The organism is Pseudonocardia sp. TRM90224 (assembly GCF_021245725.1).
GTDB lineage: Bacteria > Actinomycetota > Actinomycetes > Mycobacteriales > Pseudonocardiaceae > Pseudonocardia.
The window spans coordinates 76,693-89,897 of record NZ_JAJGSX010000015.1; the positions used below are offsets into that span (position 1 = coordinate 76,693).

Annotated in this window: 13 protein-coding genes; 6 read left to right on the forward strand and 7 right to left on the reverse strand. The window is 71.8% G+C overall.

Annotated features, from left to right (window positions below):
- Nucleotides 1–30: 30 nt before the first annotated feature.
- On the forward strand, nt 31–486 hold the full coding sequence (locus LL648_RS21585; RefSeq protein ID WP_232664442.1) for a pyridoxamine 5'-phosphate oxidase family protein: 456 nt from the start codon (nt 31–33) through the stop codon (nt 484–486).
- Nucleotides 487–569: 83 nt separating this feature from the next.
- On the opposite strand, the gene LL648_RS21590 is transcribed toward LL648_RS21585, so the two are convergent.
- Genes LL648_RS21590 through LL648_RS21605 form a run of 4 tightly spaced genes read right to left on the reverse strand, consistent with a single transcriptional unit; the run spans nt 570 to nt 5,761 of the window.
- A complete protein-coding gene (locus LL648_RS21590; RefSeq protein ID WP_232664443.1) occupies nt 570–1,970 on the reverse strand; it encodes a serine/threonine-protein kinase in 1,401 nt (466 codons plus the stop codon).
- A gap of 19 nt (nt 1,971–1,989) precedes the next feature.
- On the reverse strand, nt 1,990–3,009 hold the full coding sequence (locus tag LL648_RS21595; protein WP_232664444.1) for an acyl-CoA dehydrogenase family protein: 1,020 nt from the start codon (nt 3,007–3,009) through the stop codon (nt 1,990–1,992).
- On the reverse strand, nt 3,006–4,190 hold the full coding sequence (locus LL648_RS21600; protein ID WP_232664445.1) for an acyl-CoA dehydrogenase family protein: 1,185 nt from the start codon (nt 4,188–4,190) through the stop codon (nt 3,006–3,008). Before LL648_RS21600 ends, LL648_RS21595 begins: the two co-directional genes overlap by 4 nt.
- Nucleotides 4,191–4,219: 29 nt before the next feature.
- Nucleotides 4,220–5,761, reverse strand: a complete 1,542-nt coding sequence (locus tag LL648_RS21605) for an MDR family MFS transporter (protein WP_374112086.1) — start codon at nt 5,759–5,761, stop codon at nt 4,220–4,222.
- A gap of 197 nt (nt 5,762–5,958) precedes the next feature.
- Between LL648_RS21605 and LL648_RS21610 the strand changes: the two genes are divergently transcribed.
- The 5 genes from LL648_RS21610 (at nt 5,959) to LL648_RS21630 (ending at nt 10,111) form a co-directional block, all read left to right on the forward strand.
- Nucleotides 5,959–7,440, forward strand: coding sequence for an NAD-dependent succinate-semialdehyde dehydrogenase (locus LL648_RS21610; protein WP_232664447.1), 1,482 nt, complete (start codon nt 5,959–5,961; stop codon nt 7,438–7,440).
- 95 nt (nt 7,441–7,535) lie between these two features.
- Nucleotides 7,536–8,213 (forward strand): energy-coupling factor ABC transporter permease, encoded by a 678-nt coding sequence (locus tag LL648_RS21615; RefSeq protein WP_232664603.1) that lies wholly within the window; start codon nt 7,536–7,538, stop codon nt 8,211–8,213.
- Entirely contained in the window at nt 8,210–8,569 is a 360-nt protein-coding gene (locus LL648_RS21620) for a PDGLE domain-containing protein (RefSeq protein WP_232664448.1), read from the forward strand. The genes LL648_RS21615 and LL648_RS21620 overlap by 4 nt, the downstream gene beginning before the upstream one ends.
- A 10-nt stretch (nt 8,570–8,579) precedes the next feature.
- Nucleotides 8,580–9,344 (forward strand): cobalt ECF transporter T component CbiQ, encoded by a 765-nt coding sequence (gene cbiQ / locus LL648_RS21625; protein ID WP_232664449.1) that lies wholly within the window; start codon nt 8,580–8,582, stop codon nt 9,342–9,344.
- A gap of 11 nt (nt 9,345–9,355) precedes the next feature.
- Nucleotides 9,356–10,111, forward strand: coding sequence for an energy-coupling factor ABC transporter ATP-binding protein (locus LL648_RS21630; RefSeq protein WP_232664604.1), 756 nt, complete (start codon nt 9,356–9,358; stop codon nt 10,109–10,111).
- Between the two features lie 216 nt (nt 10,112–10,327).
- Here LL648_RS21630 and LL648_RS21635 read toward each other — a convergent pair whose 3' ends face one another.
- The 3 genes from LL648_RS21635 to LL648_RS21645 form a co-directional block, all read right to left on the reverse strand.
- On the reverse strand, nt 10,328–11,623 hold the full coding sequence (locus tag LL648_RS21635; RefSeq protein WP_232664605.1) for an SPFH domain-containing protein: 1,296 nt from the start codon (nt 11,621–11,623) through the stop codon (nt 10,328–10,330).
- 25 nt (nt 11,624–11,648) lie between these two features.
- The gene (locus LL648_RS21640; RefSeq protein ID WP_232664450.1) at nt 11,649–12,083 is read right to left on the reverse strand and encodes an NfeD family protein; all 435 of its coding nucleotides are present in this window, start codon (nt 12,081–12,083) and stop codon (nt 11,649–11,651) included.
- Nucleotides 12,084–12,257: 174 nt separating this feature from the next.
- Nucleotides 12,258–13,067, reverse strand: a complete 810-nt coding sequence (locus tag LL648_RS21645) for a DUF3097 domain-containing protein (RefSeq protein ID WP_232664451.1) — start codon at nt 13,065–13,067, stop codon at nt 12,258–12,260.
- Nucleotides 13,068–13,205: the final 138 nt, after the last annotated feature.

Below are 13,205 nucleotides of genomic sequence, written 5' to 3' on the forward strand. Positions count from 1 at the left end.
CCGGGTACCGCCGGATGTACGGTCCTCCTCATGCGGCAGCAACGACGGGCCCGCGCCATCGCGATGACCCCGGACGAGATCGACGCGTTGCTCGCCGAACAACGCACGTGCCGGGTGGCGACGGTCGGGCGCGGCGGGCCGCACGCCACCCCGCTCTGGTACGTGTGGCACGGCGGCGCGCTGTGGATGACATCGCTGTCGCGCAGCCAGCGGTGGGCCGACCTGCAGCACGACCCGCGGATGGCCGTGGTCGTCGACACCGGTGAGGACTACCTGCAGCTACGCGGCGTGGAGCTGCGCGGCCGCGTCGAGGTCGTCGGCGAGGTGCCGCGCACCGGGGAACCGTGCCCTGAGCTGGACGGCCCCGAGCAGGCGTTCGCCGACCGCTACTCCGGCGGTGTCGTCGGCCACGACGGACGACATGCGTGGCTGCGGCTCGTGCCGGAGAAGATCACCAGCTGGGACTTCCGCAAGATCCCGACGTAGGCCCGTCCGCCACATGGAACCTTGTGGCGGCCGTGCAACGTTGAAAATCAGCCACGAGGTTCCATGTGGCGTCGGGCAGTGGCTCAGAAGAGCTGGTAGGCGGCGCGGGAGACGACGAACCCGTGGCGGGTGGTGGGGTTCTCGCAGCGCAGGCCGGTTTCGCGGCTGACGCAGATGACGTCGGCGAAGCGGACCGCTTGCCCGTAGTCGAGCACGGTCAGCGTTGGTGCGGCGAGGGTGTCGCCCACGCACGACAGTTCGGCGGGGCCGCTGCCGGAGAGGACAGCGCCGGTGCCGTAGTCGAGGGTGCAGGTCGGTGGGGTGGGCGGGAGCGTCCAGCTGTTCTGGGTAACGTCGCAGCGCACCTGGTCGGGGTCCATCCGGCAGGCGATGTTGCGGCTCGGGCTCGCGAACGCGGCGCTGCCGACACCGAAGCGGGGGTCGGTGGCGGCATCGATGAGAACGGCGCCCGCTGCGGGGTCGGACAGCGGAAGCGCCGTCGTGGTGGGCGCGGAAGGCGGTGCCGCGACCTGCGTGGGTGGCGGATCGGGTGAGCCGCCGGTTCGTCCCGGCATGAGGATCGCGGTGGTGATCCCGGCGATCAGGGCCACTGCGACGGCCGCGGCGCCGATGAGAAGGCCGCGCCGGCGGGACGGGTGGTTCGGCGGCGGCGGCGCGGGTGTGGCCGGGGCGGGCACGGGAACCACGGGTTCGCCGCCGCCGCGGAGCATGACCCCGACCTGAGCCGCCGTCGGACGAGCAAGCGGGTCCTTCTGCAGGCATGCGGCGACCGCGGTGCGGACGGGCCCGGTGAGCGGGCCGAGGTCGGGCTCGGTGTACCCGAGCCGGTGCAGCACCCGGGCCTTGTCCTCGGCGGCGAACGGGGACCGTCCGGTCGCGGCGAAGGCGATCAGCGAGCCGAACGAGAAGATGTCGGACGCCGCGCCGATATGGCGTTCCCCGGCCGCCTGTTCCGGTGAGAAGAACTCGGGGCTGCCGGTGCTGCTCCCGGTGATACCCATATCGGTCAGGTGCGGGCCGTCGCCGGCGAGCACCACCGTGGCGGGGGTGATGTTGCGGTGCGCGAGCCCGCCGCCGTGCAGGACGGCGAGGCCGTCGGCGATCCGCAGCGCCATCGACGCCACCCCGGGCGGGCTGAACGGGCCGCGTTCCCGCACGAGCGTCTGCAGCGACGGGCCTTCGACGTAGGCGGTCGCGAACCACGGCTGTTCCGCGTCGGCGTCGGCGGCGAGCACCGCTGAGGTGAACCACGCCGGCGCGGAACCGGCCGCCGTGACCTCGCGGCGAAACCGTTCCCGGAAACCGGGCTGCGCCGCGACCTCGGCGTGGACGACGGTCACGGCGGCCTGCTGCCCGGCCTCGTCGACCCCGAGCAGGACACGTCCGGCGCCGCGCTCGCCGAGGAACGCGACGATGCGGTAGAGCCCGAGGGTGGTGGGGTCGGCCGAGCCGGACTCGTCCATCACCCCCGACGCTATCGGGTCACGGGGCTCCGGCGATCAGCGGCCAGAGCGCGTCGGGGCCGCCGTCGAGGACCTCGGTGCCGATGAGCTCGGCCCATTCGGCCTCGGAGCCGTCCTCGTCGCGCCAGGCCCACAGGCGGGTCGTGACGAGCCGCAGGTCGTGCTCGCGGGTGAACCCGATCGCGCCGTGCACCTGGTGCGCGATCCGCGCGACCACGCCGGCGGCTTCGCCGGCCCTGGTCTTCGCGACGGCGACGGCGAAGCGGGTGGACGCGGCGCCGAACCCGTCGGCGTCGGCCACCCGCGCCGCTGCCGACGTGGCCGCGGACGCGGCTGCGACCTCGGCCGCGGCGATCGCGAGCTGCTGCTGCACGGCCTGGAACCGGCCGATGGGCCGACCGAACTGCACCCGCTCCCCCGCGTACCGGACGGCGGCGGCGAGGGCGCCTTCCGCGGCGCCGGCGAGCAGCAGTGCCCGCCCGAGGGCGCCGCGCAGCCGCAGCTGGGCCCCGACGTGCTCCTCGACGCCCGCGGCGGTGACCTCGCCCTCGACGACGACGGTGTCGCGGGGTTCCTCGGCGAGGTTGGTGCCGTCGGTGATGGTGAGCGCGGCCGGGTCGAACAGGAGCACCTGGTCGCCGGCGAGCATGACGATCCCGGCGGCGGCGCGGGCCCACGGCACGCGGTGCAGGGTGCCGGCGGCGCGGGTGACGGTGCGGGTGACGTCGAGGTCGCCGGTGGCGAGGGTGAGCGGCCCGTCCGGCAGCGGGATCCCTGCGGCGTGCAGGAGCCAGCCGGCCTGCAGGTCGGTCTCGACCAGCGGTGCCCGTGCGGCGTTTCGTCCGGCGGCGGTGAGCACGACCGCGGCGTCGGCGAACTCGGCTTCGCTGCCGCCGGCGTCGGCGGGCAGTGTGAGCCGGGCCAGCCCGGTCTGTTCGAGCGACTCCCACAGTGCGGCGTCGAACCCGGTTTCCGAGCTGTCGGCGTCGCCGAAGATCGATTCGGCCAGCTCGGAGAGTTCCTTGGAGGTGTCGGTCATCGCAGGCCCAATCCGCGCGCGACGATCCCGCGCAACACCTCGTTGGTTCCGCCGCGCAGGGTGAACCCCGGGGCGTGCAGGACGGCGTCGGCGAGGAGGCGGGCGTAGCCGCTCTCGGCGCCGGGATCGGGCGGGATGGCCAGCAGCAGCCGGGCGGCGTCGATGACCTCGCTCTCGAAGCGGGTGCCGAGGTCCTTGGTGACGGCGGCGGCCAGCTCGGGAGCCGCACCGGACTCGAGCGCGCCGGCGATGGCGAGCGACATCCGCCGCAGCGCCGCGAGCCGCGCGACGAGCGACCCGACGGCCCGGCGGGTGCCGGCATCGTGGCCGGCGCTGGTGCCGGCAAGTTCCGCGACGAGCGCGGTGAGCAGCGGGAACGTCGAGAGGAACCGTTCGGGGCCGCTGCGTTCGAACGCGAGCTCGCTGGTGACCTGGTGCCAGCCTGCGCCGACCTCGCCGAGCACCATCGTGTCGGGGATGAAGACGTGGTCGAACACGACCTCGTTGAAGTCGTGGGCGCCGGTGAGCAGCGGGATCGGGCGGATCTGCACGCCGGGGGCGTCGAGCTCGACGATGAACTGCGAGAGACCGGCGTGCCGGTTCTGCTCGTCGCGGGGCGCCGAGCGGGCCAGCGCGAAGAACGCGTGGGCGTGGTGCGCGCCGGAGGTCCAGACCTTGGTGCCGGTGAGCTCCCAGCCGCCGTCGACCTTCTCCGCCTTGGTGCGGACGCTCGCGAGGTCGGAGCCGGAATCGGGTTCGCTCATCCCGATGCCGAAGTACACCTCACCGGCGGCGATGCCGGGCAGGAACTTGCGGCGCTGCTCCTCGGTGCCGAACCGCATGAGGGTGGGCCCGATCTGGCGGTCGGCGACCCAGTGGGCCGCGACCGGGGCGCCGGCGGCGAGCAGTTCCTCGGTGACGACGTACCGGTCGAGCGGGGATGCGCCGTGCCCGCCGTACTCGGTGGGGATCGTCATCCCGAGCCAGCCGCGCCGGCCCAGCTCCTTGGTGAACCGCTCGTCCCATCCGGAGAGCCAGACGTCGGCGCGGGGTGCCCACGCACCGTCGGCGCGTTCCGCCGCCAGGAACGCGCGTACCTCCGCGCGCAGTGTCGCTGCGCGCGGAGGTAGCTCGACCGGCGGCGGTACGAGCGCCGGCAACCTCGTTGGTGTCTGCGTCACGCCCTCATCCTGCGCCACGACCCCGGGGGTCAGTGAACAGGATGTGATTCATCCTCGAACGCAGCCCCGCTGTGAGCATCCCCGCCGTGGGCGTCGTCGGACTGCACGGGCGTGGTGATGAAGAACGCCCCCACGATCGCGACGAGCGAGATGAACGCCGCGACGAGGAACGCCAGGTGCACCCCACCCGCGGTCTGCGCGACCGCGCTCTCGACACCGTCGGTCTTGAGCTGCGCGGCCTGCAGGCTGTAGACGCTGACCAGCAGCGCAACCCCGGCGGCGCCGGCGAGCTGCTGCAGCGTGCCGAAGATCGCGCTGCCGTAGGAGTAGAACTTCGGCTCCACCGCACCCAGGCCCGCGGTGAACAGCGGGGTGAACACGAACGCCAGCCCGAGGCTCAGCGTGAGGTGGAATGCGATCACGGCCCACACCGGGGTGGTCGAGGTGAACAGCGTGGTGGACCACAGCGCGAGGCTCACCGCGACTGTGCCGGGCAGCAGCAGCGCCCGCGCGCCGAACCGGTCGTACAGGCGCCCGACGACCGGCCCGAGCAGACCCATCAGCAGCCCGCCGGGCAGCAGCAGCAACCCGACGGACAGCGGGTTGAGCAGCAGCACCTGCTGCAGGTAGATCGGCAGCAGGATGATCGTGCCGAACAGCGCCGACATCATCAGGCCCATCAGCACGATGGACACGGTGAACGTGCGGGAGCGGAACGTGCGCAGGTCGAGCAGCGGCGAATCGGTGCGCTGCAGCAACAGCTGGCGCGCCACGAACAGCGCGAGCCCGCCGACACCGACCACGAACGGCAGCCACGTCGGCACCACCGACGCCTCGCCGGCGGAGTGCCCGATGCTGCTGAGCCCGTAGACGAGCCCACCGAAACCGAACGCGGAGAGCAGGACCGACGGGATGTCGATCGGGGTGTGCACCGGCTCACCGATGTTGCTCATCTTCCGCAGGCCGATGGCGAGCGCGATCAGGGCGATCGGCAGCACGGCCCAGAAGATGAACCGCCAGCTCAGCAGGTCGAGCACGAGCCCGGACACGGTCGGCCCGATCGCGGGCGCCACGGAGATGACGATGGACAGGTTGCCCATCACCGCGCCGCGCCGCGACGGCGGCACGAGCGTCATCACCGTGGTCATCAGCAGCGGCATCATGATCGCGGTACCGCTGGCCTGCACGACCCGCGCGGTGAGCAGCACCGCGAAGTTCGGCGACAGCGCCGCGATCAGCGTGCCGGTGCTGAACAGCACCATCGCGGTGGTGAACAGCGTGCGGGTGGGGACCCGCCGGATCAGGAAGCCGGTGATCGGGATCACCACGGACATCGTGAGCAGGAAGCCCGCGGTGAGCCACTGGCCGACGCTCGCGCTGATCGCGAGGTCGTGCAGCAGCACCGGCAGCGCGACGGCCATCGTCGTCTCGTTGAGGATGACGACGAACGTCGACACGATCAGCACGGAGATGACCGTGCGGTCGCGCGGGGACAGCTTGGCCGCGGGTTGCGGCGGGGCGTGTTCTGGTGTGAGATCGGCGGGCAGTTCAGCGGTCTGGGACACGGTCATCCTCTTCGAGCGAAGGTCTGTATGACCGCGTGCGGTGCTGCGGCGGCGGAGCCCGCGCGATCATTCGGTTTCCAATCTAGAAGGGGAGACCGACAGAAAGCTCGCGAGTAATCGGTCCGCGAACACAGAAATGTTCCCGCAGGTGTGCGCTGTGCCACACCGCTGCGCCGATGCGGCGGCAGTGCGAGGATCGGGCCATGCCGAACTCCAGCAGCCATGTCGACGAGGCCCGTGTCGTCGACGACGTCCCGACCGGCCTGTTCATCGGCGGTGAGTGGCGGGCGGCCGCCTCGGGCGCCACGCTGAACGTCGACGATCCGGCGACCGGTAAGACCCTCTGTGAGGTATCTAACGCCGGCCCTGAAGACGGGATGGCCGCGCTCGCCGCGGCCGTCGAGGCGCAGGCGGCGTTCGCGGCGATGGCCCCGCGCGATCGCGGCGAGATCCTCCGCCGCGCCTACGAGACGATCATGGCGCGGATCGACGACCTCGCCCTGCTGATGACGCTGGAGATGGGCAAACCGATCGCCGAGTCGAAAGGCGAGATCACCTACGCGGCGGAGTTCTTCCGCTGGTTCGCCGAGGAGGCCGTGCGGATCGACGGCGGGTACGCCGTCGCGCCCAACGGCGCGAGCCGGTTCCTCGTCCAGAAGCAACCGGTCGGGGTGTGCCTGCTCATCACGCCGTGGAACTTCCCGATGGCGATGGGCACCCGCAAGATCGGCCCGGCGATCGCGGCCGGCTGCGCGATGGTCGTGAAGCCCGCGCAGCAGACCCCGCTGTCGATGCACGCGCTCGCGGCGATCCTCGACGAGGTCGGGCTGCCCAAGGGTGTGCTGAACATCGTCACCACCGCCGACGCGGGCGGGGTGATGGAGCCGCTGATCCGCGACGGGCGGGCCCGGAAGCTGTCGTTCACCGGCTCGACGGCGGTCGGGAAGAAGCTGCTCGAGCAGGCGTCGGAGAAGGTGCTGCGCACGTCGATGGAGCTGGGCGGCAACGCGCCGTTCCTGGTGTTCGACGACGCCGACCTGGACAAGGCCGTCGAAGGCGCGATGCTCGCGAAGATGCGCAACATGGGCGAGGCGTGCACCGCGGCCAACCGGTTCCTGGTGCAGCGCGGGATCGCCGACGCGTTCGCCGCGAAGATCGCCGAGCGGATGGGTGCGCTCGTGGTCGGGCGCGGCACCGACGACGGTGTGCAGGTCGGGCCGCTCGTCGACGCCAAGGGCCGGGACAAGGTGGTGGAGCTCGTCCGCGACGCCGTCGACAAGGGCGCCACGGTGAAGGTCGGCGCCGACCCCGTCGACGGTCCCGGCTACTTCTACCGCCCTACCGTCCTCACCGACGTGCCGCTGGGGGCGCGCCTCACCCACGAGGAGATCTTCGGCCCGGTCGCGGCCATCACCGTGTTCGACGAGGAGGACCAGGGCGTCGCCGCCGCGAACGACACCGAGTTCGGGCTGGTCAGCTACCTGTTCACGGAGAACATCACACGTGCGCTGCGCGTGTCGGAGCGGCTGGAGGCGGGCATGATCGGGCTCAACACCGGCCTCGTGTCCAACCCCGCTGCGCCGTTCGGCGGCATCAAGGAATCGGGCCTGGGCCGCGAAGGCGGCAGCGTCGGCATCGAGGAGTTCCTCGAGACGAAATACGTGGCCATCGGCTTCGGCGGGTAACCCCTCCGTTAGTCGCACATGTTTTGCGACTGCAGTAACGGCGCGTCTAGCCTGTGGCGAGCACATCTGAGGAGGTGGTCGGCGTGGTCGTGGCCATGCACATGAGCGACGGGCTGGTGAACATCCCGACCGCGCTGGCCTTCGCGGTGGTCGCCGTGATCGGCCTCGGGTTCGCCGTCACCCGCGCCCGCCGCGACCTCGACGACCGCACCGCACCGATGGCGGGGCTCGTCACGGCGTTCGTCTTCGCCGTCCAGATGATCAACTTCCCGATCCTGCCCGGCGCCAGCGGCCACCTGCTCGGCGGTGCGCTGGTGGCGATCCTCGTCGGCCCGTGGGTGGGGTCGCTGTGCATCACGATCGTCCTGGTCGTGCAGGCGCTGCTGTTCGCCGACGGCGGGCTCACCGCGCTCGGCACGAACATCACCAACATGGCGCTCGTCGGGGTGTTCACCGGCTACGCGGTCGCGGTCGCGATGCGCGGCCTGGCCCGGCGCAGCCGCGGCGGCCTCCTCGCCACCGCCTTCGTCGCCGCCTTCGTCAACACGGTCGTCGCGTCGCTCGCGTTCGTCGTCGAGTACGCGCTCGGCGGCTCCGGCGGTGCCGCGCTCGGCACGGTGTTCGCGCTGATGGTCGGGCTGCACGCGCTGATCGGGTTGGGCGAGGGGCTGATCACCGCGGCCACCGTCGGTGCGGTTGCGTCCGTCCGGCCCGACCTCGTCCACCTCCTGCGCCCTACCAGGGCCGCACTCGACTCCAGGGACCCGTCATGAGCAACGCAGGCACCGACAGCAGCACCGTCACCCGGTTCTACGTGGGGTTCCTGCTGGTCACGCTGATCATCGCGGGCGGGCTCTCGTACTTCGCCAGCTCGTCGCCCGACGGCCTGGACACGGTGACGCTGCACGGCTGCCAGGTGGTCGAGGTCGAGACCGGCGAGCAGCTCAACGGCTCCTGCATCGCGCAGAACACCGGCGACCACATCGTCGCCGGCAGCCCTCTCGCCGACTACTCCATCGGCGGCGCCGAGGGCACCACCGGCGTGGCCGGGGTCGCCGGGGTCGTGGTGACGGTGCTCGTGGCAGGTGGCCTGTTCTGGCTGCTGCGCCGCCGCGGGTCGCGCAACTGATGGGCAGCTAGTGGGCGCCGGGCACGCCCACCCGCTGCACCTGCCGGGCACCTCACCGGTGCACCGGATGCCGGCCGAGGTGAAGATCGTCGCGGCGGTGCTGCTCGTCGTCTGCGTGGTCGCCACCCCGCGGGAGGCGTTCCCCGTGTTCGGCGGGTTCCTCCTGCTGCTGGGCGCGGTGTGGGTGGCGGCGGGGATCCCGCCGGGCTGGATCGCGCGGCGGGCGGTGATCGAGCTGCCGTTCGTGGTGCTCGCCGTGCTGCTGCCGTTCACCGGTGAGGCGCCGACGGTCGTGTGGCTGGGCGTGACGCTGTCCGAGCCCGGCCTGCTGGGGGCGTGGAACATCCTCGTCAAGGGCACACTCGGGGTGCTGACGTCGTTGACGCTGGCCGCGACCACGCCGATGCGGGAGCTGCTGCACGGCATGGCCCGGCTGCACGCGCCGACGCTGGTCGTGACGATCGCGACCCTGATGCTGCGCTACGTCGACGTGATCGTCGCCGAGGCCGGCCGGATGCGCGTCGCGCGGATCTCACGGGGACACGACCCACGGTTCCTGTGGCAGGTGGGTGCGACCGCCCGCGGGGTCGGGGCGCTGTTCCTGCGCTCCTACGAGCGCGGCGAACGGGTGCACCTCGCGATGCTGTCGCGCGGCTGGACGGGCCGGATGCCGCAGCTGCAACCCGGACGCACCAGCGCGGCGCAGTGGCTGGTGGGCCTGTCCCCCGTCGCCGCCGGGGTCGCACTGGCCGTCACCGGGTGGGTACTGACGTGAAACCGGCCGAGGTGCGCGCCCGTGAACGTCTCGGGCAGGCGCCGCCGTCGCTGGAGGTCGACGGGCTGACGTTCGCGTACCCGGACGGGCATCCCGCCCTCCGCGGGGTGGGGCTGCGGGTGGAGCGCGGCGAGCGGGTCGCGTTGCTCGGCCCCAACGGCGCCGGGAAGACCACCCTCGTGCTGCACCTCAACGGCATCCTCACCGCGGCACAGGGCAGCGTCCGGGTCGCCGGCCTACCGGTGGGTGCTCCGCACCTGCACGAGATCCGCCGACGGGTCGGGATCGTCTTCCAGGACCCCGACGACCAGCTCTTCATGCCCACCGTCGCCGAGGACGTCGCGTTCGGACCGGCGAACTTCGGCGTGCCCACCGACCAGCTGGCCGCGAGGGTCGACGCCGCGCTCGCCGCCGTCGACATGACGGGGCACCGCGACCGGTCGCCCCTGCACCTCTCGGGCGGGCAGCGGCGGCGGGTGGCGCTGGCCACCGTGCTCGCGTGCGAGCCGGAGATCCTCGTGCTCGACGAGCCCTCGTCCAACCTCGACCCGGTCGCCCGCCGCGAGCTCGCCGACGTGCTGGGCAGGCTCGACGCGACGATGCTGATGGTCACCCACGACCTGCCCTACGCGCTGCAGCTGTGCCCGCGCAGCATCGTCCTCGACGACGGCGTGGTCGTCGCCGACGGCCCCACCCGCGAGCTGCTGCGCGACCCCGACCTGCTCCGCCGCCACCGCCTGGAACTGCCCTACGGCTTCACGCTCTAGCCCAGCAGGTGAGTCGACACTTCTAGCACGGTGAGTCGACACCTTCGGCACGGTGAGTCGACACCTTCGGCACGGTGAGTCGTCACTTCTGGCACGGTGAGTCGTCACCTCTAGAGCGGTGAGTCGTCACCTCTAGAGCGGTGAGTCGCACGTCCCAGTACGCGCCGGGCGCACCGAAACGCGCAACTCACCGTGCTGAAAGTGACGACTCACCTGCTACTGCTGGGGTGGGGTCGGGTAGCCGGGGCGCGGCCCGCCGCCGCCCTCGTGGCCGCTCGGTGTCTGCGGGATGCCGCGCGGCGGGGTGGGGGTGGCGCTCTCCGGGTCGTGCGCCGGCGCTGACGGCAGGCCGGGTGCGCGGCCCGCGGGCGGCAGCGGCGGCGGCCCGGCGGGTGGCGGGGCCGGTGAGCTCATCGGCGGCGGGACGTCCTTGCGGGCCTCGGCCTCCGCATCGGCGACGACCCGTGCGATCTCCGGGTTGGTGGACGTGTCGAACCAGTCCTTGATCGACTCGTCGTCGTCCTCGGGCTTGGACTGCACGCCGTCGTCGGGTGAGGGCTGGAACCGGAACACGCCGTCTTCACCGGGGGCGCCGAGCATGCGGGTGAAACCTTCGAGCGCCTTTCCGAAGTCGGACGGCACCAGCCACACCTTGTTGGCCTCGCCCTGCGCCATCTGCGGGAGGGTCTGGAGGTACTGGTAGGCCAGCAGCTCCGGGGTCGGCTTGCCCGCCTTGATCGCGGCGAACACCTTCTCGATGGCCTTCGCCTGGCCCTGCGCCTGCAGGTAGCGGGCGGCGCGGTCACCCTGCGCGCGCAGGATGCGGGACTGCCGGTCGGCCTCGGCGTTGAGGATCGCGGCCTGCTTGGCGCCTTCCGCGGTGAGGATCTGCGCCTGCTTCTGCCCTTCGGCGGACCGGATGGCCGATTCCCGCTGCCCTTCCGCGGTGAGGATCGTCGCCCGCTTCTCGCGGTCGGCCTTCATCTGCCGTTCCATCGACTCCTGGATCGACGCGGGCGGGTCGATCGCCTTGATCTCGACCCGGGCGACCCGGATGCCCCACCGGCCGGTGGCTTCGTCCAGCTCGCCGCGCAGCACGGTGTTGATCTCGTCGCGGGAGGTGAGCGTGCCTTCGAGGCTCATCCCGCCGACGACGTTGCGCAAGGTCGTCGTGGTGATCTGCTCGACGCCGACGATGTAGTCGGAGATCTCGTACACCGCCGCCTTCGGGTCGGTGACCTGGTAGTAGACGACGGTGTCGATGTTCACCGTGAGGTTGTCCTGGGTGATCACCGGCTGCGGCGGGAACGACACGACCTGCTCGCGCAGGTCGATCCGCTCACGCACCTTGTCGATGAACGGGACAAGGAACACCAGCCCGGGATCGGCGGTGCCCTTGAAGCGACCAAGCCGCTCGATCACCGCGGCTGTCGCCTGCGGGATGATCTGCACGGCTTTCACCAGCGAGATCACCACCAGCAGCACGACCAGCACGACGACGATCAGCAGCACCACGCTTCCGTCCACGAGCTCTCCCTCACGATTCCTGGGGCACGACCACGGCCGTGGCACCCGAGATCTCGGCAACGGTGACCCGTTGCCCCTCCGCGATCACGACGTCGCCATAGGTGCGCGCCGACCAGATGTCGCCGCCGATCTTCACCCGGCCTCCGTGACCGTCGACCTCTTTGACGACAACGGCATCCCGGCCGACGAGCGCTCTGCTGTTCGTGCTGGTGTGGTCGATGCCGCGGTCCAGTTTCCGGCGCAGCGCGGGGCGCACCACGAACACCAGCAGCACCGACACGACCACGAACACGATGGCCCCGACCACCGGCCCGCCGACCAGCGCCGACACGCCTGCCGCGGCGAGCGCGCCCCCGCCGAGCATCAGCAGGACGAACTCCCCCGAGGCGACTTCGGCGACCAGCAGGACGATTCCCGCGATCAACCAGATGATGGCGGGCCACATATGTCTGATCCTGCCAGACCAACGCGCCTCGTGATCGGCTCGTCACACAACCGCGATGTAGCGGAACGCGGCAATGTGTGCGGCGCGCACGTTGTGCCTGGAAAGCCACTTTCCAGGCGCGTGGGGACGGGAAAGTGGCTTTCCAGGCAACCCCCGGGAGCTGGGGCGCGGGCGTTATGCGGTGACGAAGTCGATGAGGCGTTCCACCGCGCCGATGAGGGGTGTTTCCAGGTCGCGGAAGTCGCGGACGGCGCCGAGCACGCGGCGGGCGCCGTCGGCCGGCTCACCCCAGCGCAGCGCCGCGCACACGCCGGTCTTCCAGTCGATCCCGCGTGGGATCTCCGGCCACGCCCGGATGCCCACGACGGATGGCTTCACGGCCTGCCACACGTCGACGTAGGGGTGGCCGGTGACGAGCACGTGCGGCCCCTCGACGCTGCGCGCGGCGCGGCTCTCCTTCGAGCCGACGACCAGGTGGTCGACCAGCACCCCCAGCCGGCGTTGCGGACCGGGCTCGAACTCGGCGACCGCGGCGGTGAGGTCGTCCATGCCGTGCATCGGCTCGACGACGACACCTTCGACGCGCAGGTCGTGGCCCCACACCTGCTCGATCAGCGTGGCGTCGTGCAGGCCCTCCACCCAGATCCGCGCCGCCCGCGCAGTGCGTGCGGTGTGGCCCTGCACCTTCACCGAGCCCGACGCCGACCGCGCCGGTGCCGCCGCGGCCCGCTTGGGCACGACGAGCGTCGCGGTGCGGCCTTCGACGAGGAACGCAGCGGGGCGCAGCGGGAACACCCGCCGGGCGCCGTGCCGGTCCTCCAGCGTGACCTCGCGGATGTCGACCGCGACGACCGCGCCGCAGAACCCGCTCGCCGGGTCCTCGACCACCAGGTCCGCCTCGGCCGGCACCTCGGGGACCGCGGTGCGGGTCACCCGCCGGGTGCCGTCGGCCCCGAAGACACCGCGGTAGTCGTGGGTCGCCATGGCGCTTGTTGTACCCGGCGGGCCGCGCGGGACAGAGCACCGACACGCCGTCCCGCAGCGGCACGGCCCGCTACCTGCGATGACAGAACGTGTTCGTGTTCACCCGCACGGAAGGCGTGCTGTAGCCCACTTCCGTGG